This is a genomic window from Citrobacter sp. Cf072, from assembly GCF_030334485.1.
GTDB classification, from domain to species: Bacteria; Pseudomonadota; Gammaproteobacteria; order Enterobacterales; family Enterobacteriaceae; genus Citrobacter; species Citrobacter freundii.
The window spans coordinates 45,081-68,361 of the sequence record NZ_JAOWDX010000037.1 but is presented as its reverse complement, the minus strand read 5'-3'; the positions used below and the strand labels follow the sequence as shown (position 1 = coordinate 68,361).

The 23,281-nt window shown below is 48.1% G+C and carries 24 protein-coding genes; 11 read left to right on the top strand and 13 right to left on the bottom strand.

The annotated features are described in order from the left end of the window. Positions 1 to 742: 742 nt before the first annotated feature. The 6 genes from csgB (at position 743) to OGX66_RS05695 (ending at position 4,624) form a co-directional block, all read left to right on the top strand. Entirely contained in the window at positions 743 to 1,201 is a 459-nt protein-coding gene (gene csgB / locus OGX66_RS05720) for a curli minor subunit CsgB (protein ID WP_003036094.1), read from the top strand. 40 nt (positions 1,202 to 1,241) lie between these two features. Then, positions 1,242 to 1,691, top strand: coding sequence for a curli major subunit CsgA (gene csgA, locus OGX66_RS05715; protein ID WP_003036098.1), 450 nt, complete (start codon positions 1,242 to 1,244; stop codon positions 1,689 to 1,691). 61 nt (positions 1,692 to 1,752) lie between these two features. Beyond that, positions 1,753 to 2,085: a curli assembly chaperone CsgC gene (csgC, locus tag OGX66_RS05710; protein ID WP_088902467.1), complete on the top strand. Its 333-nt coding sequence runs from the start codon at positions 1,753 to 1,755 to the stop codon at positions 2,083 to 2,085. Between the two features lie 152 nt (positions 2,086 to 2,237). Then, complete coding sequence (locus OGX66_RS05705; protein WP_003836793.1) at positions 2,238 to 2,558, top strand: YmdA family protein; 321 nt, start codon at positions 2,238 to 2,240, stop codon at positions 2,556 to 2,558. 100 nt (positions 2,559 to 2,658) lie between these two features. Then, positions 2,659 to 3,201, top strand: a complete 543-nt coding sequence (ymdB, locus tag OGX66_RS05700) for an O-acetyl-ADP-ribose deacetylase (RefSeq protein WP_016149912.1) — start codon at positions 2,659 to 2,661, stop codon at positions 3,199 to 3,201. Then, on the top strand, positions 3,137 to 4,624 hold the full coding sequence (locus tag OGX66_RS05695; RefSeq protein ID WP_088732299.1) for a phospholipase D family protein: 1,488 nt from the start codon (positions 3,137 to 3,139) through the stop codon (positions 4,622 to 4,624). The genes ymdB and OGX66_RS05695 overlap by 65 nt, the downstream gene beginning before the upstream one ends. A gap of 19 nt (positions 4,625 to 4,643) precedes the next feature. Here the strand turns inward: OGX66_RS05695 and mdoC are convergent, their stop codons facing one another. Then, entirely contained in the window at positions 4,644 to 5,804 is a 1,161-nt protein-coding gene (gene mdoC / locus OGX66_RS05690) for a glucans biosynthesis protein MdoC (protein WP_088902466.1), read from the bottom strand. A gap of 271 nt (positions 5,805 to 6,075) precedes the next feature. Here mdoC and mdoG point away from each other — a divergent pair, with 271 nt between their 5' ends. The 3 genes from mdoG (at position 6,076) to OGX66_RS05675 (ending at position 10,436) form a co-directional block, all read left to right on the top strand. Next, positions 6,076 to 7,611, top strand: coding sequence for a glucans biosynthesis protein MdoG (mdoG, locus tag OGX66_RS05685; protein ID WP_003836790.1), 1,536 nt, complete (start codon positions 6,076 to 6,078; stop codon positions 7,609 to 7,611). Further along, a complete protein-coding gene (gene mdoH, locus OGX66_RS05680) occupies positions 7,604 to 10,132 on the top strand; it encodes a glucans biosynthesis glucosyltransferase MdoH (RefSeq protein ID WP_003036122.1) in 2,529 nt (842 codons plus the stop codon). Before mdoG ends, mdoH begins: the two co-directional genes overlap by 8 nt. A 76-nt stretch (positions 10,133 to 10,208) precedes the next feature. Further along, entirely contained in the window at positions 10,209 to 10,436 is a 228-nt protein-coding gene (locus OGX66_RS05675) for a YceK/YidQ family lipoprotein (protein ID WP_003832117.1), read from the top strand. Here the strand turns inward: OGX66_RS05675 and OGX66_RS05670 are convergent, their stop codons facing one another. Next, positions 10,437 to 10,814, bottom strand: a complete 378-nt coding sequence (locus OGX66_RS05670; protein WP_032936472.1) for a MysB family protein — start codon at positions 10,812 to 10,814, stop codon at positions 10,437 to 10,439. It lies immediately after the preceding gene. Positions 10,815 to 11,507: 693 nt separating this feature from the next. On the opposite strand from OGX66_RS05670, the gene OGX66_RS05665 reads away from it, so the two are divergent. Further along, positions 11,508 to 12,839 carry a sensor domain-containing diguanylate cyclase gene (locus tag OGX66_RS05665; protein ID WP_309298509.1) on the top strand — a complete coding sequence of 444 codons (1,332 nt, stop codon included), beginning with the start codon at positions 11,508 to 11,510 and terminating at the stop codon, positions 12,837 to 12,839. A 62-nt stretch (positions 12,840 to 12,901) separates the two neighbouring features. Here OGX66_RS05665 and mdtG read toward each other — a convergent pair whose 3' ends face one another. Both mdtG and OGX66_RS05655 read right to left on the bottom strand, forming a co-directional pair. Continuing rightward, entirely contained in the window at positions 12,902 to 14,122 is a 1,221-nt protein-coding gene (mdtG, locus tag OGX66_RS05660; protein ID WP_057101960.1) for a multidrug efflux MFS transporter MdtG, read from the bottom strand. A 155-nt stretch (positions 14,123 to 14,277) separates the two neighbouring features. Further along, a complete protein-coding gene (locus tag OGX66_RS05655; protein ID WP_003036136.1) occupies positions 14,278 to 15,198 on the bottom strand; it encodes a Kdo(2)-lipid IV(A) acyltransferase in 921 nt (306 codons plus the stop codon). Positions 15,199 to 15,418: 220 nt separating this feature from the next. On the opposite strand from OGX66_RS05655, the gene trhO reads away from it, so the two are divergent. Further along, positions 15,419 to 16,471: an oxygen-dependent tRNA uridine(34) hydroxylase TrhO gene (gene trhO, locus OGX66_RS05650; protein ID WP_044711575.1), complete on the top strand. Its 1,053-nt coding sequence runs from the start codon at positions 15,419 to 15,421 to the stop codon at positions 16,469 to 16,471. 46 nt (positions 16,472 to 16,517) lie between these two features. On the opposite strand, the gene OGX66_RS05645 is transcribed toward trhO, so the two are convergent. The 9 genes from OGX66_RS05645 to mdtH form a co-directional block, all read right to left on the bottom strand. Then, entirely contained in the window at positions 16,518 to 17,093 is a 576-nt protein-coding gene (locus tag OGX66_RS05645; protein WP_003832130.1) for a YceI family protein, read from the bottom strand. 1 nt (position 17,094) lies between these two features. Next, positions 17,095 to 17,661 (bottom strand): cytochrome b, encoded by a 567-nt coding sequence (locus tag OGX66_RS05640; RefSeq protein ID WP_003846816.1) that lies wholly within the window; start codon positions 17,659 to 17,661, stop codon positions 17,095 to 17,097. Positions 17,662 to 17,923: 262 nt separating this feature from the next. Beyond that, the gene (locus OGX66_RS05635; protein WP_003036148.1) at positions 17,924 to 18,037 is read right to left on the bottom strand and encodes a YceO family protein; all 114 of its coding nucleotides are present in this window, start codon (positions 18,035 to 18,037) and stop codon (positions 17,924 to 17,926) included. Positions 18,038 to 18,092: 55 nt separating this feature from the next. Further along, positions 18,093 to 19,208 (bottom strand): N-methyl-L-tryptophan oxidase, encoded by a 1,116-nt coding sequence (gene solA, locus OGX66_RS05630; protein ID WP_003836779.1) that lies wholly within the window; start codon positions 19,206 to 19,208, stop codon positions 18,093 to 18,095. Positions 19,209 to 19,322: 114 nt separating this feature from the next. After that, positions 19,323 to 19,577 (bottom strand): biofilm formation regulator BssS, encoded by a 255-nt coding sequence (gene bssS / locus OGX66_RS05625; RefSeq protein WP_003036154.1) that lies wholly within the window; start codon positions 19,575 to 19,577, stop codon positions 19,323 to 19,325. Between the two features lie 340 nt (positions 19,578 to 19,917). After that, complete coding sequence (dinI, locus tag OGX66_RS05620; RefSeq protein ID WP_003036157.1) at positions 19,918 to 20,163, bottom strand: DNA damage-inducible protein I; 246 nt, start codon at positions 20,161 to 20,163, stop codon at positions 19,918 to 19,920. Positions 20,164 to 20,228: 65 nt separating this feature from the next. Then, positions 20,229 to 21,275 (bottom strand): dihydroorotase, encoded by a 1,047-nt coding sequence (pyrC, locus tag OGX66_RS05615; RefSeq protein ID WP_003836776.1) that lies wholly within the window; start codon positions 21,273 to 21,275, stop codon positions 20,229 to 20,231. Between the two features lie 105 nt (positions 21,276 to 21,380). Then, the gene (locus OGX66_RS05610) at positions 21,381 to 21,941 is read right to left on the bottom strand and encodes a lipoprotein (protein ID WP_003836774.1); all 561 of its coding nucleotides are present in this window, start codon (positions 21,939 to 21,941) and stop codon (positions 21,381 to 21,383) included. Positions 21,942 to 22,055: 114 nt separating this feature from the next. Beyond that, a complete protein-coding gene (mdtH, locus tag OGX66_RS05605; RefSeq protein WP_003036166.1) occupies positions 22,056 to 23,264 on the bottom strand; it encodes a multidrug efflux MFS transporter MdtH in 1,209 nt (402 codons plus the stop codon). Between the last annotated feature and the right edge of the window lie 17 nt (positions 23,265 to 23,281).

Below are 23,281 nucleotides of genomic sequence, written 5' to 3'. Positions count from 1 at the left end.
AGTCGCACACCTGACAGCTGTCTCTACTAAAATAGAGGCACCAGAAGTACTGACAGATGTTGCACTGCTGTGTAGAAATAAAATATCGACCCAACGGGGTGAAAATATTAAAACAAATGGACTTCAACTGATTTCAATCTAGCTATTACAAATCTTAAAGCAAGTGTTAAACATGTTACAGAATGTAAATTTATATATTAAAATGTGATTTTTGGGTTTTTTAGAAGTTTAGATTTGATAGTAAAGTTGTACATTTTGGCGATACTGCATAGATTTAAAAAATCATACAAATTATAATATGGTATTGATTATTAAGAGTTAAATTTATGCTTAGATGGTTTTTGATTTCTAATGAATTCCGATCTTTTTGTCTTACTTTAAGTTGAACAATTTTAGATAGAAAAAAATGACGCTTGTCACGACTTGCAATGCTAACTATCGAAGTACCTCGCTACGAGGCCCAGAAAACGCGGAAAACGCGTTTTTTTTGTTACTGCATAGAAATTCATTCACTGGGTTAAAAAAGAAATGAAATCCAGAGCTGTAACGGTATTGTTCGCTGTTAATTAGTACTTTGGGGTGAATCTGAATATAAAAATACAACTGGCGGGTGAGTTATTTAAAATGTTTCCGCAGACATACTCTTCATCGTAACGTGGCGTTAACAAATGTAAGTCATGTTAACAACAATTTGAGTGGTAATTAATTTAACTTCATGTACGACCAGGTCCAGGGTGACAACATGAAAAACAAGTTGTTATTTATGATGTTTACAATGCTGGGTGTGCCTGGGATTGCAGCCGCGACTACAAGTTATGATTTAGCTAATTCAGAATATAACTTTGCGGTAAATGAATTAAGTAAGTCTTCATTTAATCAGGCAGCCATTATTGGTCAGGTTGGCACTGCGAACAGTGCAAATACCCGCCAGGGGGGCTCGAAGTTATTGTCAGTCATTTCGCAAGAAGGTTCTGGTAATCGAGCGAAAACAGACCAGACGGGATCATATAACTTTGCATATATTGATCAAACGGGTAGTTCCAATGATGCGAGTATTAAACAAGGTTCATACGGTAATACGGCGGTAATTATCCAGAAAGGCTCTGGTAATAAAGCCAATATTACCCAGTACGGTACACAAAAAACAGCAGTTGTGGTGCAGAGACAGTCGCAAATGGCAATTCGCGTGACTCAACGCTAATCCATTAACGACGTTTAAATCAATCCGATGGGGGTTTACCATGAAACTTTTAAAAGTGGCAGCATTCGCAGCAATCGTAGTTTCTGGCAGTGCTCTGGCTGGTGTTGTTCCGCAATGGGGCGGCAATCATCATGGTGGTGGCAGTAATTATGGCCCAGACTCTTCACTGAGTATCTACCAATATGGGTCAAACAACTCTGCAAATGCTCTGCAAAGTGATGCGCGTAAATCAGATGTCACCATCACACAACACGGGCGTGGCAACGGAGCTGTTGTTGGCCAGGGTGCTGATGACAGTACCATTAGCCTGAAACAGACCGGCTTCCAGAACAGTGCCACTATCGATCAGTGGAATGCAAAAAATGCTGATATTAGCGTGACCCAGTTCGGTGGCCGCAACGGTGCGTTGGTTAATCAGACAGCCTCTGACTCCAATGTGCTGATTCAGCAGGTTGGCTTTGGTAACAATGCTACAGCTAACCAACACTAATTCAGTTTTCTGACTGATAATAAACAGGGCGTGAGCCCTGTTTTTTTTTCGGGAGAATATGATGCATACGCTATTACTCATTGCCGCGCTGGCAAATCAAATAACATTCAATACAACTCAGCAAGGTGATATGTACACCATTATTCCTCAGGTGACGTTAACTCAACCGTGCGTATGTGAGGTACAAGTCCTTGCCATACGTAAAGGGGCCGGGGGACAAAGCCAATCGCAGCAGAAAACAAGCCTTTCGGTCCCCGCTAATCGGCCGATTGAATTAACTAAACTGAGTTTTAATATTTCACCTGAGGATTCGGTCAAAATTATCGTTACCGTTTCGGATGGGCAGTCTCTGCATCTGTCTCAGCAATGGCCAGACTCAAACAGTCACCCATGATTTTTTTGCTGTATTTGCATTAAGGGTGTGGCTGGGAATGCACTGCTGTTCTATGAATATAGAGACGTGTGAACGTTTTAATTTGATCGTTAATCACAGCGGCGAAGGATCATTTCGATCCCTCAAGGATGGCTAATCATTGAGGAACCCTTATGTGTACATTATTAAAGCGTTTTTTAAGTATCAGCTTGTGCAGTATTTCTCTTTTTACCCTCCCCGCAATGGCGCAACAAATCTCAACCGGCGGGGTTATTCATTTTCGCGGTGCAATAGTTGAATCACCTTGCGATGTTAACGCTCGGCAGCAGCAAATTGAATTGTCATGTATGCGCGACGGCACCACCCGTAATAGTCTCTACAATCAGCAACAGGTCGCGACTGCCCCTCAAAATGTGCAGCAAATTGCCACAGTCAAAATGCACTATCTCAATGAACAGAAAAACATGGCAATTCTTAACATTGAATATAAATGAATCATTCCGGCGTACATATGCACACGTTTGGTTAAAAAGTGAGATTTCCGGGAAAACCCTGCTGTACACTTAACAAATAGTGTTTGGTCAGGGGGAACTTATGCAATCACGTGTTCATGTGTTACATGGCGATATTACGACGATCGCTGTTGATGTGATTGTCAATGCGGCGAATCCATCGCTATTGGGCGGAGGTGGCGTCGATGGAGCGATTCATCGCGCTGCAGGGCCTGCGTTGCTGGCGGCCTGCAAACAGGTTATCCAGCAACAGGGCGAATGCCCAACCGGTCATGCGGTTATCACCCTGGCGGGAAACTTGCCCGCCAGGGCGGTGATCCACACCGTAGGGCCCGTATGGCAGGGTGGCGATCATCATGAAGCTGAACGCCTCGAAGAGGCTTACTTTAATAGCTTGCAACTGGCCTTAGCCAATGGCTATCAGTCCATTGCTTTTCCGGCGATTAGCACCGGGGCTTATGGTTATCCCCGCGCTGCAGCGGCAGAGATCGCGGTTAAAACGGTGTTGAAATTTATCACCCGACGTGCGCTTCCCGATCAAATATACTTCGTGTGCTTTGATGAAGAAAACGCTCGGCTATACAAGAGATTACTTACCCAGCAAGGCGATGAACGCACGGACTGATATGACGCGACTTGAGCGTGCCATCACGCCACTTTGTGAAAACCACCCGGGAGAATGCGGCATTCTGACGTTGGATGACAGCCTGGATGCATTTGCTGCTCGCTATCGGTTGACGGAAATGGCGGAACGTACCCTGGATGTTCAGTATTACATCTGGGAAAGCGACATGTCCGGGCTATTACTATTTTCCGTTTTGCTGGCCGCGGCGAAGCGGGGCGTCCGGGTGCGTTTGTTGCTGGATGATAACAACACGCCAGGTCTGGATGACACGCTGCGTTTGCTGGACAATCACCCTAATATAGAAATCCGTCTGTTTAATCCCTTTTCCTTTCGTATCCTGCGTGCACTAGGCTATTTAACCGATTTTGCCCGGTTGAATCGACGTATGCACAATAAAAGTTATACCGCTGACGGCGTCGTAACTCTCGTGGGCGGGCGAAATATCGGCGATGCCTATTTTGGCACAGGCGAACAACCGCTGTTTTCCGATCTGGATGTTATGGCTATCGGGCCGGTGGTCCAGGATGTTGCTGACGACTTTGAGCGTTACTGGCACTGCCGCTCGGTTTCAACATTGCAAAATGTACTTGAGGTGGCTGAGCCAGCTTCAACGCAAAAAATCGAACTTCCAGAATCCTGGTATAACGATGACATCACGCGTCGCTATCTACATAAGCTGGAAACCAGCCAGTTTATGACCCACCTCGATCAGAGGTCGCTACCGCTGATTTGGGCGAGAACGCGCTTGCTGAGTGATGATCCCGCAAAAGGAGAGGGGAAAGCGCCGCGCCACTCACTATTACCGCAGCGTTTGTTTGACGTGATGGGATCTCCCACCGAGCGTATTGATATTATTTCCGCCTACTTTGTACCAACTCGCGCCGGTGTGGCGCAGCTCCTGAGACTGGTGAGAAAAGGCGTTAAGATCGCGATTTTAACTAATTCTCTGGCGGCGAATGATGTCGCAGTCGTTCACGCAGGCTATGCACGCTGGCGAAAAAAGCTCTTGCGCTACGGTGTGGAGTTATACGAGCTCAAACCAACTCGCGATCGCGTTTCAGCAGTACATGACCGGGGATTAACCGGTAATTCAGGCTCCAGCCTGCATGCGAAAACCTTCAGTATTGACGGTCGTAAAGTGTTTATCGGCTCGCTTAATTTTGATCCCCGTTCAACGCTGCTCAATACGGAAATGGGGTTTGTGATTGAGAGTGAAGTACTGGCCGAGTTGATTCATAAACGTTTTATGCAAAGCCAGCGTGAAATGGCCTGGCAACTACGTCTTGATCGGTGGGGAAGAATCAATTGGGTCGACAGACATTCTGGCAGTGAACAAGTACTGAAAAAAGAACCCGCCACAGGATTCTGGAAGCGGGTGCTGGTAAAGTTGGCGTCCGTGTTGCCCATTGAATGGTTGCTCTGAACCATTCAATGCAAGATAACTAACCGGCCACGGCCTTGTTTTTATCCTGCCTGACGGCTGGTTTACCCGAAAAGAGAAACTTCAGCACCGGGATCCGTAAATGGATTTCGTACAGTATTACCGCAATCCCGACCACAAACAGCAGACCGCAGAGAAAACCCAGCAGATTCGACTTGATATGCGGTGTGATGTAAGCGCCAAAAAACAGCGTTAACGGATGATGCACCAGATAGATAAACAGAGATGCGTTGACAAAATAGGTTACGCGGGCTGACTGAAAATTCAGCAAACGGTGACCAAGTGAAAAGACGACGTTCACCATCCACAGGCCCATGACCATGGTAATGACATATTCAGTTTCATACATCCAGGCATCGCCGTTGCCGTAACGTTGATTGAACAGGTATGCGACAAATGCGCATGCGGCGCCTAGTGTGCAGCCGCGTGATGGCGTGGTAAACAGCGCTTTCAGATTAGGATTGATAAACGCCAGCGCACCGAGCATAAAGAAAGGCACATAAAACAACGTTTGCATAACGATAAAATTAAACATGCCATCGCTGAGAATCGAAGGGTAGAGGATGAAAATCGTCCTTCTGACGGCGGCATAACCGAAACCCAGCACTGCAAAAATCAGCGTTAACTTCGTCATTGACACCGCAGGCGCGCTGCCGACGTCGCTTTGCGTCAATCTGTGTTTCATCTGGGTAAACACCCACATGCTCAGGGTTGTTAACACCACGAGAACCAGTAAAAACCACAGATGGGAAATCAGCTCCCAGGCCAGCGCGTTGTATTTATCGTAGCCGCTGAGGGTATGCCAGCTGTCTGCTTTGCCTTTCACGTATTGCAGCATGATAAATTGCGGCAGCGTAAGCAGTGGAATCGCGGTCAGCATAGGGATCCCCACGCGTTCTACACGCACTTTCCACCAGCGCTTTATCGGATAGCGTAGAAATAGCATGTAGGAAAAATAACCCGAAATGACAAAGAAGACTTGCATGCGAAAAGCATGGATAAAGTCATTGAACAAGGTCAACCACCACGATGGTTCTGCGCTGTTCACGTGCCATGTGTGGGTGGAGTAGATCAATGAAATATGAAACGGGATCCCTAACAACATTAGCCAGGCACGGATGGAGTCAAGAAAATATTCGCGTGGTGGTGATACAGAGCTCATAGACAGTTATGTATTCTCAGACTTTTCGTCTTATCCCTAAGACGAATAATGGTTACATTCGAGGGCAACCCTACACGAAGTCTAACAACCTGTCTCCAGGATAAGCACGCAAAGTGAAAACAGGCAGACGAACCTGCTTAAACCATGAGCCAGCGCGCGAACAATACAGGGATTCAGTTGTCGGAATACCCGATTATCCATTAAAATGGATCGGATCAATATAAGCACACAAAGGGGGAAGTGCTTACTAATTATGAAACATAAACTACAAATGATGAAAATGCGTTGGTTGGGTGCAGCAGTCATGTTAACGCTGTACACATCATCAAGCTGGGCATTCAGCATTGATGATGTTGCAAAACAAGCTCAATCCTTAGCCGATAAAGGCTATGAGGCGCCAAAAAGTAACTTGCCCTCCGTTTTCCGCGACATGAAATATGCGGATTATCAGCAGATCCAGTTTAATCGCGATAAAGCCTACTGGAGCAATCTCAAGACCCCATTTAAGCTCGAGTTCTACCACCAGGGTATGTACTTCGACACGCCGGTCAAAATCAACGAAGTGACCGCTACTGCGGTGAAAAGAATCAAATACAGCCCGGATTACTTTAATTTCGGCGATGTTCAGCATGATAAAGACACGGTAAAAGATCTCGGTTTCGCCGGGTTCAAAGTGCTGTATCCGATCAACAGCAAAGATAAAAACGACGAAATCGTCAGCATGCTCGGTGCCAGCTATTTCCGTGTTCTGGGTGCAGGCCAGGTCTACGGCCTTTCTGCGCGCGGTCTCGCGATTGATACCGCTCTGCCTTCTGGTGAAGAATTTCCCCGCTTTCGTGAGTTTTGGATCGAGCGTCCGAAACCAACTGATAAACGTTTAACCATTTATGCCTTACTGGATTCTCCGCGTGCAACCGGAGCGTATCGCTTTGTCATCATTCCTGGTCGTGACACGGTAGTCGATGTTCAGTCCAAAGTTTATCTGCGCGACAAAGTAGGCAAACTTGGCGTGGCACCGTTAACCAGTATGTTCCTGTATGGACCGAACCAGCCTTCTCCGACGACTAACTATCGTCCAGAACTGCATGACTCTAACGGTTTGTCCATCCACGCTGGCAACGGCGAATGGATTTGGCGTCCGCTGAATAACCCGAAACATCTCGCGGTGAGCAGCTTTGCTATGGAAAATCCGCAAGGTTTCGGTCTGTTGCAGCGTGGCCGTCAGTTCTCGCGTTTTGAAGACATCGACGATCGTTACGATCTGCGCCCGAGCGCCTGGATCACGCCAAAAGGCGATTGGGGCAAAGGTAAGATTGAGTTAGTTGAAATTCCAACTAACGATGAAACGAACGATAACATCGTTGCGTACTGGACCCCGGATCAGCTGCCTGAAGCCGGTAAAGAAATGAACTTTAAATATACCCTGACGTTCACGCGTGATGAAGACAAGCTTCATGCGCCTGATAACGCTTGGGTACAGCAGACACGTCGTTCTACCGGTGATGTTAAACAGTCCAATCTCATTCGTCAGCCTGACGGTACCATCGCGTTTGTGGTGGACTTTTCCGGCACCGATATGAAAAAGCTGCCGCAGGATACGCCGGTTACTGCACAAACCAGTATTGGTGACAACGGTGAAATCGTTGAAAACACCGTGCGCTACAACCCGGTCACTAAAGGTTGGCGTTTGGTATTGCGCGTGAAAGTGAAAGACGTGAAGAAAACCACTGAAATGCGTGCTGCCCTGGTCAATGCAGATCAGACGCTGAGTGAAACCTGGAGCTACCAGTTACCTGCCAATGAATAAGACAACTGAGTATATTGACGCAATGCCGCTTTCGGATATCGAAAAAGCGGCACTGCCGAAAACTGACATCCGCGCCGTTCATCAGGCGCTGGATGCTGAGCATCGTACGTACTCGCGCGAAGATGATTCACCGCAGGGTTCTGTAAAAGCTCGTCTTGAGCAAGCATGGCCGGATTCTCTGGCTAAAGAGCAGTTGGTTAAGGACGATGAGGGGCGCGATCAGTTACAGGCGATGCCAAAAGCAACGCGTACCTCTATGTTCCCCGATCCCTGGCGTACCAACCCGGTTGGGCGTTTTTGGGATCGTCTGCGTGGGCGCGATGTGACTCCGCGTTATCTTTCGCGTTTGACTAAAGAAGAACAAGAGAGCGAGCAAAAATGGCGTACCGTAGGCACCATACGCCGCTATACGCTGTTGATCTTAACGCTGGCGCAAACGGTCGTTGCAACCTGGTATATGAAGACGATCCTTCCTTATCAGGGGTGGGCATTCATTAATCCTGCAGACATGATGGGGCAGGATTTGTGGGTCTCCTTTATGCAACTGCTGCCCTACATGCTCCAGACCGGCATTCTTATTTTGTTTGCTGTACTTTTCTGTTGGGTATCAGCGGGGTTCTGGACCGCGCTGATGGGCTTTCTGCAATTGCTGATTGGACGGGATAAGTACAGTATCTCGGCCTCAACGGTCGGGGATGAACCGTTGAATCCTGAACACCGTACGGCGTTGATTATGCCAATCTGTAACGAGGACGTTGATCGCGTATTCGCGGGACTTCGCGCCACGTGGGAGTCGGTCAAAGCAACGGGCAACGCTGAGCATTTCGATGTTTACATTCTGAGCGACAGCTACAATCCTGATATCTGCGTGGCAGAACAAAAAGCGTGGATGGAGCTGATTGCCGAAGTGCAGGGCGAAGGACAGATTTTCTACCGTCGTCGTCGTCGTCGCGTGAAGCGTAAAAGCGGCAACATTGATGACTTCTGCCGTCGCTGGGGAAATCAGTACAGCTACATGGTTGTGCTGGATGCGGATTCAGTGATGAGCGGTGACTGTCTGAGCGGCCTGGTGCGCCTGATGGAAGCGAATCCGAATGCCGGGATTATCCAGTCTTCACCGAAGGCTTCCGGTATGGATACGCTGTATGCGCGCTGTCAACAGTTTGCGACCCGTGTTTATGGGCCGCTGTTTACCGCCGGGCTTCACTTCTGGCAGTTAGGCGAATCACACTACTGGGGCCATAACGCGATTATTCGCGTGAAGCCGTTTATCGAGCACTGTGCGCTCGCGCCGTTACCGGGCGAAGGTTCGTTTGCGGGATCGATTCTCTCCCATGACTTCGTGGAAGCGGCGTTGATGCGTCGTGCTGGCTGGGGCGTGTGGATTGCTTACGATCTGCCGGGCTCTTATGAAGAGCTACCGCCGAACCTGCTGGATGAACTCAAGCGTGACCGTCGCTGGTGCCACGGCAACTTGATGAACTTCCGTCTGTTCCTGGTTAAGGGGATGCACCCGGTTCACCGTGCGGTGTTCCTGACTGGTGTGATGTCCTATCTGTCCGCGCCGCTGTGGTTTATGTTCCTCGCGCTCTCTACTGCATTGCAGGTGGTGCATGCGTTGACGGAACCGCAGTACTTCCTGCAACCGCGTCAGCTATTCCCGGTATGGCCGCAATGGCGACCTGAACTGGCGATCGCGCTGTTTGCTTCAACGATGGTGCTGTTGTTCCTGCCGAAGTTGCTGAGTATTTTGCTCATCTGGTGTAAAGGGACGAAAGAGTACGGCGGGTTTATCCGCGTTACGCTGTCGCTGCTGCTGGAGGTTCTGTTCTCCGTGCTGCTGGCACCGGTGCGCATGCTGTTCCATACCGTCTTCGTCGTGAGCGCTTTCCTCGGTTGGGAAGTGGTGTGGAATTCGCCGCAGCGCGATGACGATTCCACACCATGGGGTGAAGCGTTTATGCGTCATGGTTCTCAGTTACTGTTGGGGCTGGTGTGGGCTGTGGGTATGGCCTGGCTGGATCTGCGTTTCCTGTTCTGGCTGGCACCGATTGTCTTCTCGCTGATCCTGTCGCCGTTTGTTTCCGTGATTTCCAGTCGTTCCACGGTGGGGTTACGTACCAAGCGCTGGAAGCTGTTCCTGATCCCGGAAGAGTATTCCCCGCCGCAGGTGCTGGTGGATACCGACACTTATCTGGTGATGAACCGTAAACGTACGCTGGACGATGGCTTTATGCATGCGGTGTTTAACCCGTCGTTTAACGCACTGGCCACGGCCATGGCGACTGCACGCCACCGCGCCAGCAACGTGCTGGAGATTGCACGCGATCGTCATGTGGAACAGGCGCTGAACGAAACGCCGGAGAAACTGAATCGCGATCGCCGCCTTGTATTGTTGAGCGATCCGGTGACCATGGCACGTTTACATTATCGCGTCTGGAATTCACCTGATAAGTATTCTTCGTGGGTGAACTACTATCAGGGATTGACTCTGAACCCGTTGGCGCTCAGGAAAAAATAAGCGTTCTGTAACGTGAAAATACCGGCCTGGTGCCGGTATTTTTTTATATTGAATAGAATGAGTCGTGAGGTAGCAGGTGCGAATATTGGCTGTAGGAATAATGATCTTCTTCCTGAGCGGATGCGGCAGCATTATTAGTCGTACCATCCCAGGGCAAGGACACGGAAATCAATACTATCCTGGCGTGCAATGGGATGTTCGGGACTCGGCATGGCGCTACGTCACTATCCTCGATCTGCCTTTTTCGCTAGTGTTTGATACGTTGCTGCTCCCGCTCGATATTCATCATGGACCTTACGAGTAACTATCGCTCATCCCATTCATCGGCTGCGGTTTGACCCTCTTCAGTATCAAGGGGAGGTTCCAGCTGGAATTCACCCTCATCCCATTCGTGAAGCGTATTTTCTTCCTGCCACTCCTGGCGGATTTCAATTTCATCATAGTCGCCATCAAAAACGCTCTGGGCCGCTTCTCCGCTCAGCATTGGTAGACATTCACCATCTACATCATCCTCGTCAGCAAAGAATTCTGCTTGCCACATAATGTCGCCATCCTGTAGCACGTATTTTTGGATGCTTAGCTGTTGAACGCTGGCATCGTCTGACTCAAGGTCAGGGTTATCAGCCAGAAACACTTCACGAGCCGCATCAATAGCCTCTTCCAACGTGGCATAAAAATTCATGTCATTCTTTGCCATATTTCTTCTCCTAAGGCGAACAATAAAGGGGGATGATTCAATCTATAGACGGCGATCCGCAGAGCGTCAAACCCGTTAGCTGCGTGGCTAACACAATCAGATGATTACTGCCTGCAATGCCAACGAGAGCAGGTGAAAGTAACTTCGGTAGTTTATGAAAAAATTTACATTGGCAGATACTGAAGCCTACGTAATATCAGGAAAAAAATTCAAGAAAAAAGAGTAATGTATGTGGTTTGCAATGCAGTAATGAAAATCAAATAAATAAAAGCTGGCGTTATATTAGAAAATCTTCAGTTTTAAACACCATTTTTTATGTGTTTTAGAGGGAGGGATGCGAACGCTTATGAATTAACATTGCATAACCCAATAAAAGTAAAGGAGAAAATTAATGCCCAATACGGAAGTGTTACAGAGGTAATCAATGAAAGTGGCTAAACTTAGTGGTGTCTCTGGAAGTGACAATGCGTCTTTTGCGTATAGAGGTTGTGAATGGTGTGAGTGATACAAAAATAGTATACATAATAAAATATTATTAATGACAAAGGTTATAAATCTATAAGAAACCATTAAATAAGAAATGAATTAATGTTATTGAAATTGTGCGGGTATAATAGTTTGCAAAATCTTATGCTGTATTATATAAAATGCAAAATTAAGATTTACCTTAAGGTTGTTATGGATAACTATAATTCAAATAATGGAAGATTAATGGCTTTCTATATAATCTGTTTGGCTAGCTATATTCTTGGTGGTTTGTGTCTTACACAATTTAAATTAACGATGCAAAGTGTCCCGCAAACTGTATATCTGATTATAATTGTAGGGTTGTTCTTTTTATATGGGATAATTTTTCTGTTTATGCTATTTCAGTATCTTTGTAGAAAAGATCTCACCTGCCTCATGATATTAGGCATGGCGTTTCTTGGCAATAACATATTTTTCGTCGAGACTATCTACATCGTTCAGGACTTAATTAATGATTATGCATCAATCGAAAAAAGAACTAACGATATAGCTATATTCTATTACTTTCGGCAGATTAGTTTCATCGCTCTGCTATTTGTTTCATTGAAATGTTATAAAACATCATCGACAGTTATTGAAACCAAAGAAAGAGAACCTTGCTATATCGTTCTGTCATTTTTAATCATGCTAGTTATCGCGGTGATGGCGCACACTCTGGCCAGTTACAACCCTAATTTTACACTCGAGATAACAAGCCTGAAGCCTGATAATGTCACGGTGCACTGGCATATTGGGTACATTTATTCGCTTATTGTATCCTGGGGACTGGTCCTGTTGTATTTAATCATTAAAACCAAAACGCACAACATCTTGTGGAAAAGTATAGGGCTACTGTGTTGCTCTGCAATATTGACCAATGTACTACTTCTGAGCCTGGATGAATATAGCATGTATATTTGGTATGTTAGCCGGGGGATTGAGGTGATAAGTGCCCTGTGTATAATCTCAATACTGATGTACAACACCTTCATCATCTTAAAAAAAGAAAGGGACTCAGCTATTAAAGACGCAATGACTAAAATATATAATCGTAAATTATTCTATAAGTCATTAAAATCATCATTAGCAAAAGGTGTAGTGTGTGTAATGGTTCTGGATATTGATAAATTCAAACGGATTAACGATACCTACGGTCATCAGGAAGGTGACAGAGTAATAATCAGCATTGTCGATATTATCAATAAATCAATCAGAGATACGGATATTTTTGCCAGAGTAGGTGGCGAAGAATTTGCGATCCTTCTTAAGTGTAACGATCAAGATGAGGCAATTGTTGTTGCAGAACGAATTAGGCGAAATGTCGAGAATGGTACGACAATACCAAATTCATATTATTTAAAAGAAAAAATGACGATAAGTATCGGTGTATATTGCAGTAAAATTGATGATGAATCAGCGGATAAAGTTGTTTCATATGCTGATGCCGCTTTGTATGAAGCCAAAAATTCTGGCAGAAATAAGGTGTGTTACTATTATCATTAAGACTGAAATATATGTCATGTGAGATAATTTTTATTCTGAACCTAAGAATATGAATATATAAATCATCCCACGACCTCTGTACTCCGACGACGGCGCAGGCTATTCCACGAGTACAGGGCGTTGAACAGTACGACTCCTGCGGTCACACAGAATACAGCACGAAAACCGTAGTTGGCGGATATCGCTGCCCCCATTAGAGGCCCTGTTACGTTACCAATGTCGCGAAATGACTGGTTATAACTGAAAATACGTCCAGCTATTTGATTAGTCGAGTTATAGACCAGCAGCGTTTGTACCGCCGGGAGCAGAGCGCCGTCGGCCGCCCCCAATAAAAAGCGCAGAATACCAAGCTGCCAGGGCGTCTGGACAAATGACATTGGAATTAGCAGTAACACGGAAACGATCAGCGCGACGATCAGGATCTTCTCCGGGCCAATCCGATCGCCTAATTTGCCAAGTTTAGGGGCGCTGATTAATGCCGCAACGCCGGGGACTGAGGCTATCATCCCACTGATAAACGCAATATTGCTGACGTTGTCAGCCAATTCTCGAACGTACAGTGTCAGTATTGGCGCGATAGAACCGGTGGCTACCTGAATGATCAAAGTGGTGACAAACAGGCTCAGCACCAGTTTGGGGTTCTTTAAAGAGGCCACGACTTCACGAATGTGCAGCATTTCCTTCTTGCTCACTGGCTGGAATCGCTCGCGGATAAAAAATAGCGTCAAGATGAAGCAGACCAGCAGCACGCTGGCGGTGATGAAAAATACGGGGCGCAGTCCGTACTGATCCGCGAGGAGGCCGCCCGCCAGCGGCCCGAGCAGTGCGCCACTAACACCACCGGTGGAAAGCGTTCCCAGTGCCCAGCCGCTTTTATTGCGTGGAACCTGGGTGGCGATCAGTGCATTCGCATTGGGGATGAATCCACCAAGCAGCCCCAACAAGGCGCGCAGGATCAAGAACTGCCAGATATTTTGCGCCAGTCCCATCAGCAGCATCACAACAGCCATACCCAACGCAGACCGTAGCAGCATGATTTTTCGCCCCTTGCGATCGGCAAGGCCACCCCAGAAAGGAGAGGCGATGGCGGAAAAAAGAAAGGTGATGCTGAAGACCAGGCCTGACCACATATTCAGTGCACTATGTCCCGTGACGCCGAGACTTTCGACGTAAAGGGGCAAAAAGGGCATGACCAGGCTAAATGCTGCGCCGGTTAAAAAACAACCTAACCAGGCAACAGTGAGGTTGCGTTTCCAGTTTATGGGAGCATCTGAGGGTGACATAGCGTTCCGCAGTGTGGCGCGCTGTTTGCGCTATCGATTGAGTATAAGTAAGCAGGCTAATTATGCGCCTGGTAGATAATTGCTGCAATGCGGATAGCAGTTAAACCTAAAGCAGGCAGGGAAGGTGTTGCAGCCCACAGGACTGCAACAGTGTTTTAGTACAGGGAAGGAGAACCTTCAGGGCGCGTCTTGAAGCGACGATGCAGCCACATATACTGCTCTGGTGCCATCATGATGCATTGCTCAACAATTTTGTTCATCCACGCAGCAGTGGTCTCTGCGTCGTCCAAAGGCGGTGAACACTCCGGAGGCAGCATAATCAATTGATACCCTTTACCGTCAGGTTTGCGGCGAGGAACAAACGGTACCAGGCAGGCATTGGACATGCGTGAAAGCATCCAGGTCCCAGAGGTTGTTGCGGCTTGTTCAACAGCAAAAAGTGGTACAAACACACTGGCACGAGGGCCGTAATCGTGATCCGGCGCGTACCAGACCACTTCGCCCTTTTTCAACGCTTTAATCATCCCTTTCAGGTCTTTACGATCGAGCATTGATTTATTCGAGCGCATACGGCCCCAGGTTTGTAGCCAGTCGAGAAGCGGGTTGTCGTTAGGGCGATACACACCAATACCCGGTTCCTGCAAACCAAACTGACGCGCACCCAGTTCCAGAGTCAGAAAGTGCAGACCCACTAATAGGATCCCGCGTTTTTGCGCCTGAACGTCACGGATATGTTCCATCCCGATCACTTCAGTCCAGCGTGAAATACGCTTATCGGACCAAAACCAGGCCATCCCGGTTTCCATTACGCCCATGCCCACTGATTCGAAGTTCTTGACGACCATCTGCTGGCGTTCCTGCTCACTCATCTGCGGGAAGCACAGTTCCAGATTTCGGGAAACAATTTTTGCCCGACGTTTCATCAAACGTAGCGCCAGTCGACCTAATGCACAGCCCAACTTAAAGAGGATGGGGTAGGGTAACTGCACGATTAACCAAAGGATGCCAATACCCAGCCAGGTTAACCAATAACGTGGATGCAGTAACGCAGCCGAAAACTTGGGTAAATTCGTCATGTCTATCCTGTCTTCAAACGACCAATTCCCTGTATTGTCGCATTTTTTCGCGCGTATCAAAAATTTGTGACGGGAGAACGGTGATTAATTCCGCAATTGTTGTTGCAACTTTATAGTGAAGTATGAAATGTAGCGTAAAATGTGTGGATGTAAATTGGCGATGTTTGCTTTATTATGCCGCCGATTTTCATTTATTCCCTATTTGCAGGATACGTACACCATGCCAGTGTTACACAACCGCATTTCGAACGACGCCCTCAAAGCCAAAATGCTGGCCGAGACCGAGCCGCGTACGACGATCTCATTCTATAAATATTTCACCATTGCCAATCCTCAGCACACGCGTGATGCACTGTACCAGATGTTCACCGCATTGAACGTCTTCGGGCGAGTATATCTTGCCCATGAAGGAATTAACGCGCAAATCAGCGTACCGCAAAGCAACGTCGAGGCATTTCGCCAGCAACTCTATGCGTTTGATCCTGCATTGAACGATTTACGTCTGAATATTGCGCTGGATGATGACGGTAAATCGTTCTGGGTACTGCGTATGAAAGTCCGTGAACGTATCGTGGCGGATGGTATTGACGATCCTGACTTTGACGCCAGCAACGTGGGGGATTATCTCAAGGCAGCAGAAGTGAATGCCATGCTGGACGATCCTGAAGCGGTATTCATTGATATGCGCAACCACTATGAATATGAGGTGGGTCACTTCGAGAATGCGCTGGAGATCCCGGCAGACACATTCCGCGATCAGTTGCCGAAAGCTGTTGAAATGATGCAGGCGCATAAAGATAAAAAAATCGTGATGTACTGCACGGGTGGGATCCGCTGTGAGAAAGCTAGCGCCTGGATGAAACACAATGGATTTAGCAAAGTCTGGCACATTGAGGGCGGTATTATTGAGTATGCCCGCAAGGCGCGTGAGCAGGGACTTCCGGTGCGTTTTATCGGTAAAAACTTTGTCTTTGATGAGCGCATGGGCGAAAGGATCTCTGAAGATGTTATCGCACATTGCCATCAGTGCGGCACGGCGTGCGATAGCCATACTAATTGCAAAAATGATGGCTGCCATCTGTTGTTTATTCAGTGCCCGGCTTGTGCGCAGAAATATAAAGGCTGCTGTAGCGAGCTGTGTAGCGAAGAGAGTGAGTTGCCGGAAGAGGAACAACGGCGTCGTCGCGCTGGGCGTGAAAATGGCAATAAAATCTTTAATAAATCACGTGGTCAACTGAATACCAAACTGGGTATTCCAGACCCTGCACAATAGTCGCTATGCCGGATGGTGGCTTGAGCCCCATCCGGCCATTCATGCGTTACTTCTGTTGCACACCTTCCACTGAGATGATCAAATCGACTTCCTGCGACGCCGGACCGAGATCGGTGGTGATGTTGAAATCCTTCAGCTTAATCTTACCTTGCGCTTCAAAACCAGCGCGCGTACCGCCCCAAGGATCGCCGCCCTGACCGATGAGCTTCGCGTCCAGCGTAACCGGTTTGGTAACGCCGTTCAGGGTTAAATTACCGGTGATATCCAGGTCATTACCTTCTTTCTTCACGCTGGTGGAGCTGAAGGTCGCCTGCGGGAATTTTGCTACGTTAAGGAAATCTGCGCTGCGCAGATGCTTGTCACGTTCGGCGTGATTAGTGTCAACACTGTTGGTGTTGATGGTTACGTTAACCTTATCGGCTGCGGGATTTTTCTCATCAAAGGTAAACGTACCGTCGAAATCTTTAAATGTGCCGTACAGCCAGCTGTAACCCAGATGCTGAATACGGAAATTAACAAAGGCATGCTGTCCTTCCTTGTCAATTTTGTAATCTGCCGCCACGGCTGACCCGGTGGTGAATAACAGAGAGGCGAGTGTAAGTCCCAGCAGGTTTTTTTTCATTTTAAGCTCCATAGTCAGATGACGATTTTCCCAACATGCGATTGAGGGTATCGTCGTTATCAATAAAGTGATGTTTCAGGGCCATCAGTCCGTGCAGTAGGGATAAAATCACCACGGTCCACGCAAGCCACAGGTGCAAGCTACCGGCGAGGTCGGCCTGAGCACCAGCGTTGGCAACGGTGGCTGGAATGTCGAACCAACCAAAGACGCTTATCGCTTTGCCATCTGCGGTGGAAATTAGATATCCGCTGATGACAATTGAAAAGAGCAGCAAATAAAGAGCGAGGTGACCCATTGCCGCTGCGATGCGGGTTAAACGGGAGTAGCTTGCCAACGCAGCAGGTGGAGGAGAGAACAACCGCCAGACAACGCGGATAACCAGTCCCATCATGAGAAGGATGCCGATGCTTTTATGCAGTTCAGGGGCCTGGTGATACCAGCCGTCATAGTAACTAAGCGTGACCATCCATAAGCCCAACGCGAACATGCCATATACAGCAATCGCAACCAGCCAATGTAATGTGGCTGACACTACGCCATAGCGCTGTGAACTATTTTTGAATTGCATAAGCACACCGATTGATATTTCAGAAGTGAATGAAAATGGCGTGTAAAAGACATTAATGCAACTAATAAATAACAATGGTGATGATATTTATTTTTTGTTCAGTAAAGTTGACTGATTATTGAATTAATCATCAAGGGATTAGTGTGAGAGTAGGTGATAATGCTTGGTTTATGGGTGGTTATGATTTTTATTATTGTTCAGTTTATTGCAATGAAAATTAAGATAATTTCAATTTTTGTCAATTATTGTCAGCGCGCAGGAATCAGAAAAACATAATATATATTACATCCATAATGGCCAGCAGCGACCATAAAATAATGTAGAGCATAAGATGCTCGCGAATATTATTAACAAGATAGTGAAAGATACGGCGCATTAACGTTATTCCTGTCATTAAAAATGGCCTCACCATCGAGGCCATTCATTTATTATCACTTAAAACGGCTTAGCCTGAAGGGGGTCAGGTCAAAGTCAGACGGTTTGTCCTGAGCGAAGTTTGCCGCAATCTCTCCCAGAACAGAGGCAAACTTAAAGCCATGTCCGCTCAGCCCGGTAATGATTAGCGTGTTGTCGTGCGCTGGCAGAGTATCGATAATAAAGTCTTCATCCGGTGAATTATCGTAAGTGCAGGACGCGCCGTGTAGGCAGCAGCCAACGCCCGGTAGAATTGTGCGCAGGAATGGGAAGGCTTCAGAACCATCGCTGGCTACAGCGGCAAATGGCTTACGCTCATCAGCAGAGTGAATGACTTGTCCGCCGTTGTGCTTACCAATTTTCAGTTCGTCGTTTTCTGCCGGGAAACCGTAGTATTGATCACCATTTGGCAGCTCGCCGGTGAAGGCTGGGAAGTTATTCTTAACGCTGTAGCGCCCATCGGCCTGATACCAGGCGAACACTTTGCGCACCGGTTGTATCGGTAGTTCAGGGACTAAAGCCTGCACCCAGGTACCGGCGCTGATCACTGCTTTTTTCGCGTGGTAGTCACCGTCAGCCGTTTCTACCGTGATGCCATCATCACCGTGATGAATTGCGCTGACCGGGCATTTAAACAGTTGCGCACAGCCTGCTTCTTCCGCCAGACGGATCCAGGTTTTAATTGCTAACTCACTGCGTAAAAAACCGGACTCCGCTTCAAACAGACCGATATAGTTGTCAGGTACACGAATCTCCGGCCAGCGCGCCATGATGGCTGCCGCATCCAGTTGTTCAACGTTGAGTTGCCACTGTTTGGCGCTTTGCGCTGCGGTCGCTAAGAAGGTGGACTCTGCCGGACCGAGGTTGATAACACCGGAGCGAACAAAAATCGGTTCTTCATTATGGGTGGACAGTTCATCCCACAATGTTTGCGCACGTAGTACCAGCGGAACGTATTTTTCACCTTCGCCATAAGCATGACGAATTAATCGAGTGTCGCCGTGGTGGCTGCCCTGCTGATGAGGAGGCATATGTGCATCGATCATCAGAACCTTCAGACCGGCACGAGTGGCATAGTATCCAGCTGCGGCGCCTACTGAACCGCTGCCAATAATGATTAAGTCGTATTTCATCCGCTTCTCTCTGCAATCGCGATAGTAGCAGGTTAAATAACTGACCCGGAATATTCAACCTGGAAATAAGAAAGGCACCGTTAAGGTGCCTTTTGATGGTTGGATGTATCAGGTTTAATGTCGCTGATACTCATTTACCTGGTAATCGCCAGATTCAATTTTGGCGATTCCTGCTTCTAATATCGAAATAAATTGCCTGGCAACATCAGTGGTTAACCAGAGCGTTTGACCAACTTCAGTCCCATCCGGGTCAGGGCGATTCGGGGTCTGGTAGTGCAAACGCAGCATCAGCGCATCGTAGCTATCAACAGTGCTGATGTCCCACCCTACAAGCGGATGAGTCTGAATGACTTCATTATTCTTTTCCATCATGCCCCCTAATTCGTGTTACTAGACAACGGTTTTCGAGGTTCAATGCGTTTTTTTCTGAAGCAACTTCAGTATATCAATAAATAAGGATATTCATTGAAAATTTAAAGAGGGAAGGGCATAAATTTTTTGTTTTCAGCGTTATCTGACTAAGAAACCAACATGTTATTCATTTTTTTTTAGTATGTTGCACAATTATTTTGTTGTATTGGTTAAAAGATAATCGGTGAGTTAATATTAAATTAAAAACTCGTCAGAAGAAATGCGCGATTGATTACAGGATAGTGTGTATAAAAAAGCCGGGGCGACCCGGCAAACAAACATCACTGCATATCATTATTTATTCGTTGATGAACCAGTCATCCGCGCTTTCCCAGGTTTCCTGTAGGATCTCGCTGATGCGTTCTTTGTCCTCTTTAGTCGCGCCAATAACCGACAAATTGTTTGCGCCGGCATAACGGACGGTAACGTTACCTTCGTTATCTGGAAAATGGTGCTGAATACGGCGGGAGAGTTCACCTGCCAGTGCGTCAATTGCACCGGCAGGTAAAGGTGAAGTTTTGGCAATAGTGACTTCAATACGCATAGTAGCCCCCTGTGGAATATACTGTTTATTTATACAGTTATTCGCATCAGTTGGCTACACTTTTTTTAGCTTTTTACTGACCAGCGTACCGTTTCGCCACCCAGGAAAGGCACCAGCGTATCGTCTTCCAGTGCAATGCTCTCAGGAACCAGGTGCTCCACGCGTTCCAGCTCAATAAAGGTCTCATTTACCGGCAAGCCATAGAACTGTGGGCCGTTGAGTGAGCAGAAGGCTTCGAAATGGTCGAGCGCATTCATCTCTTCAAACACGGTGGCATAGCTGCCCAGCGCGGTCGGTGCATTAAAACAGCCCGCACAGCCACAGCTTGACTCTTTGCGATGACGAGCGTGCGGCGCTGAGTCGGTACCGAGGAATGCGCGCTTAAACCCGCTGGCAACCAGTTCACGCAGCGCCTGTTGGTGGACGTTACGTTTGAGGATTGGCAGGCAATACAGGTGAGGGCGAATCCCACCAACCAGCATGTGGTTGCGGTTAAACATCAGGTGCTGTGGCGTAATGGTCGCAGCCAAAAGTTCGTTACCGTCGCGAACGTATTCGGCAGCATCTTTGGTGGTGATATGCTCGAACACCACTTTCAGCGAGGTCAAACGCTGACGCAGCGGCTCCATCACCGTTTCAATAAAGCGCGCTTCGCGATCGAAAATATCGATATCTGCATGGGTGACTTCGCCGTGCACCAGCAGTGGCATACCCAATTTTTCCATCCGCTCCAGCACTGGCATGATGGCGTCAATAGAGGTTACGCCATGCGTCGAGTTGGTGGTGGCATTGGCTGGATAGAGTTTTGCCGCGGTGAATACGCCTTCGTTGAATCCACGTTCCAGCTCGTTGGGATCCAGCGTATCCGTTAAGTAGCAGGTCATTAATGGCGTGAAGTCGTGTCCGGCAGGTACCGCGTCAAGAATGCGCTGGCGATAAGCGATAGCCGCGTCAACCGTGGTGACGGGCGGTACCAGGTTCGGCATGACAATGGCGCGGCCATAAACTTCACTGGTATAGGGCACGACAGTTTTTAACATGTCGCCATCGCGAAAGTGAAGATGCCAGTCGTCTGGGCGGCGGATCTTTAAAACCTGGGATGGTGCAGTCATCAATATGCTCCGGCTGAGGATGGTCTTTTTTGCCGGAAACAAAGGATAAGCGGAAACGTTTTCGTTTGCACGAAAAAAAAGGGCGCATCAGCGCCCTCAGTTTTATTAGTCGGTGAACGGGATGATGATTTCACCCGGTTTGACCTCAATACCTTTCGCCAGTTTTTTCGCCAGCGCTTCACCCTGGCTGCTGTCTTCCTTCAGAATGTACGCTGGTTGCTGGTTGAAATAGTTACGCAGCGACTGATTTAAATAAGGCATCAGGGTTTGCAGTACTGACTGCATTTTCTCTGGCGTGACGGTGGCGTCGACGACTTCCATCTCTTGCAGATAAATCGCGCCTTTTTCTTTATTGAAAACCGGTAAGGCTTTCAGCTTCAGCTTCATGGTCGCTTTCTGACTGCCAAACAGGGAGTTCATGTCCAGGTTGGCATCGCCGGTCAGGGTTACTTTGTTTGGCTCTTCACGACCAATCTGGCTGGCGAGATTATTCAGTACGATATGTGCTTCAGCAACGCCGGGCAAACCGATGTCTTTTGAAAAGTTATTATGCTTTGCCAGGGCTTGATTAATTTCTTGCTCGCTAACCGTGTATTGCGTGAGTTGATTACAACCAACCAACAGGCCGCTGACAATCAGTGCAGCGGCAAAAAAAAACTTTTTCATGGGGTTCCTCAACATGATGCATGTGGCGTAATCGTGACACAAAGCATCATCGAGTACCAGCGCCCCGGACGCCAGCAGAAAAAACTGAAAAGTGCCCGGGCGCGGGTTCGGCTATCAGGCGTCTGGTTCCAGCATACCTCGCGTTGGGCGTTTGAGACTGAATTGCCAGCCCAGCGCCAGGAAGGTGATGAAGCCAATAATACCGAGCATCATCCAGGGCAGCTCAGGCTGTGCCAGGGCCTTGCCCATGTCAAACAGCCAGCCGCCGCCGACATAGCCAATTGCGCCACCGATGGCGAGTCCCAGTCGGCTGAAGCCCATATAGCTTCCTCTGGCCCGCGCATTCGCCAGCGAGGCGCTCAGAGTTTCACGCGCCGGTTCGGCGATGATCGAGCCAATATAGAACGTGCAGATCAGGGTGAACAACTGCTGTAAATTCCCGACCAGGCCAATGGGCATCATGCTCAGAGACATCACCAGCAGGCCCGCCATCAGGCGATGTTCAAGGCGAAAGCGTTTTTCACTCCAGCGGGCAATCGGGTACAGCAGCGTTAAAGAGAGACATGCCTCAATGGCATACATCCATTTCACGGCGGCTGGTGAGCCAGCGATGTCGTTCACCATGATAGGCAGCATCAGCATCACCTGTACCGCCAGCATGTAATAGCCCGCCAGCGTCAGCACATAGGTGACAAAGCGCTTGTCATGCATCACATGGCTCATCCCTTCACGCACCGGAATTTTCACCGTCGACAGCTTCCATGCCGGGAGCAGCCAGGCGTTAAACGCCGCGCACAGAACGAACAAAATTGCGCCGGTGGCACATACCAGACGGAAATCGTATTGCAATAACCAACTGCCGAGTAACGCGCCGACCACGGCCCCGGCGCTATCCTGCATCATCAGAATAGAGAAAAAACGCCCGCGCTTTTCCGGGCGGATCAGCTTGACTACCAGCGCCGAACGGGGAGGATCAAACAGCGTGCCACCCAGCCCGGAAAGAAAGCAGGAAAACCACAGCAGCCACGGTTCATGCGCAATGCCCATGGTGGCGAACCCGGCTGCGCGCATCAGCATGCCGGTGACGATCATCGGTTTGGCGCCGAAACGGTCAGCAATAGCACCACCGAAAATACCCAACCCCTGCTGGATAAATTGACGTAATCCAAGCGCGATACCGACCATCACGGCGGCCCAGCCCATTTGGTCGACGAAACGAATTGAGATCAGCGGGAAAACGACGAAGAAACCCAGCACGACCAGCATATTATCGATGAGAAGGAAGTATTTACCCAGGTTCCTTGCCTGCGAGACTTGCGACATTTCCCCTCCAGGGAAAA

Coding starts and splice junctions, on each gene's coding strand:
- csgB (WP_003036094.1), top strand. CDS start 743: ATGAAAAACAAGTTGTTATTTATGATGTTTACAATGCTGGGTGTGCCT.
- mdtG (WP_057101960.1), bottom strand. CDS start 14,122: ATGTCACCCTCAGATGCTCCCATAAACTGGAAACGCAACCTCACTGTT.
- OGX66_RS05695 (WP_088732299.1), top strand. CDS start 3,137: ATGAAGAAAACGCTCGGCTATACAAGAGATTACTTACCCAGCAAGGCG.
- trhO (WP_044711575.1), top strand. CDS start 15,419: ATGCCAGTGTTACACAACCGCATTTCGAACGACGCCCTCAAAGCCAAA.
- csgA (WP_003036098.1), top strand. CDS start 1,242: ATGAAACTTTTAAAAGTGGCAGCATTCGCAGCAATCGTAGTTTCTGGC.
- OGX66_RS05635 (WP_003036148.1), bottom strand. CDS start 18,037: ATGCGCCGTATCTTTCACTATCTTGTTAATAATATTCGCGAGCATCTT.
- mdoG (WP_003836790.1), top strand. CDS start 6,076: ATGATGAAAATGCGTTGGTTGGGTGCAGCAGTCATGTTAACGCTGTAC.
- OGX66_RS05705 (WP_003836793.1), top strand. CDS start 2,238: ATGTGTACATTATTAAAGCGTTTTTTAAGTATCAGCTTGTGCAGTATT.
- mdtH (WP_003036166.1), bottom strand. CDS start 23,264: ATGTCGCAAGTCTCGCAGGCAAGGAACCTGGGTAAATACTTCCTTCTC.
- OGX66_RS05665 (WP_309298509.1), top strand. CDS start 11,508: ATGGATAACTATAATTCAAATAATGGAAGATTAATGGCTTTCTATATA.
- OGX66_RS05655 (WP_003036136.1), bottom strand. CDS start 15,198: ATGACGAATTTACCCAAGTTTTCGGCTGCGTTACTGCATCCACGTTAT.
- pyrC (WP_003836776.1), bottom strand. CDS start 21,275: ATGACTGCACCATCCCAGGTTTTAAAGATCCGCCGCCCAGACGACTGG.
- OGX66_RS05645 (WP_003832130.1), bottom strand. CDS start 17,093: ATGAAAAAAAACCTGCTGGGACTTACACTCGCCTCTCTGTTATTCACC.
- dinI (WP_003036157.1), bottom strand. CDS start 20,163: ATGCGTATTGAAGTCACTATTGCCAAAACTTCACCTTTACCTGCCGGT.
- mdoC (WP_088902466.1), bottom strand. CDS start 5,804: ATGAGCTCTGTATCACCACCACGCGAATATTTTCTTGACTCCATCCGT.
- ymdB (WP_016149912.1), top strand. CDS start 2,659: ATGCAATCACGTGTTCATGTGTTACATGGCGATATTACGACGATCGCT.
- mdoH (WP_003036122.1), top strand. CDS start 7,604: ATGAATAAGACAACTGAGTATATTGACGCAATGCCGCTTTCGGATATC.
- bssS (WP_003036154.1), bottom strand. CDS start 19,577: ATGGAAAAGAATAATGAAGTCATTCAGACTCATCCGCTTGTAGGGTGG.
- OGX66_RS05610 (WP_003836774.1), bottom strand. CDS start 21,941: ATGAAAAAGTTTTTTTTTGCCGCTGCACTGATTGTCAGCGGCCTGTTG.
- csgC (WP_088902467.1), top strand. CDS start 1,753: ATGCATACGCTATTACTCATTGCCGCGCTGGCAAATCAAATAACATTC.
- OGX66_RS05640 (WP_003846816.1), bottom strand. CDS start 17,661: ATGCAATTCAAAAATAGTTCACAGCGCTATGGCGTAGTGTCAGCCACA.
- OGX66_RS05670 (WP_032936472.1), bottom strand. CDS start 10,814: ATGAATTTTTATGCCACGTTGGAAGAGGCTATTGATGCGGCTCGTGAA.
- solA (WP_003836779.1), bottom strand. CDS start 19,208: ATGAAATACGACTTAATCATTATTGGCAGCGGTTCAGTAGGCGCCGCA.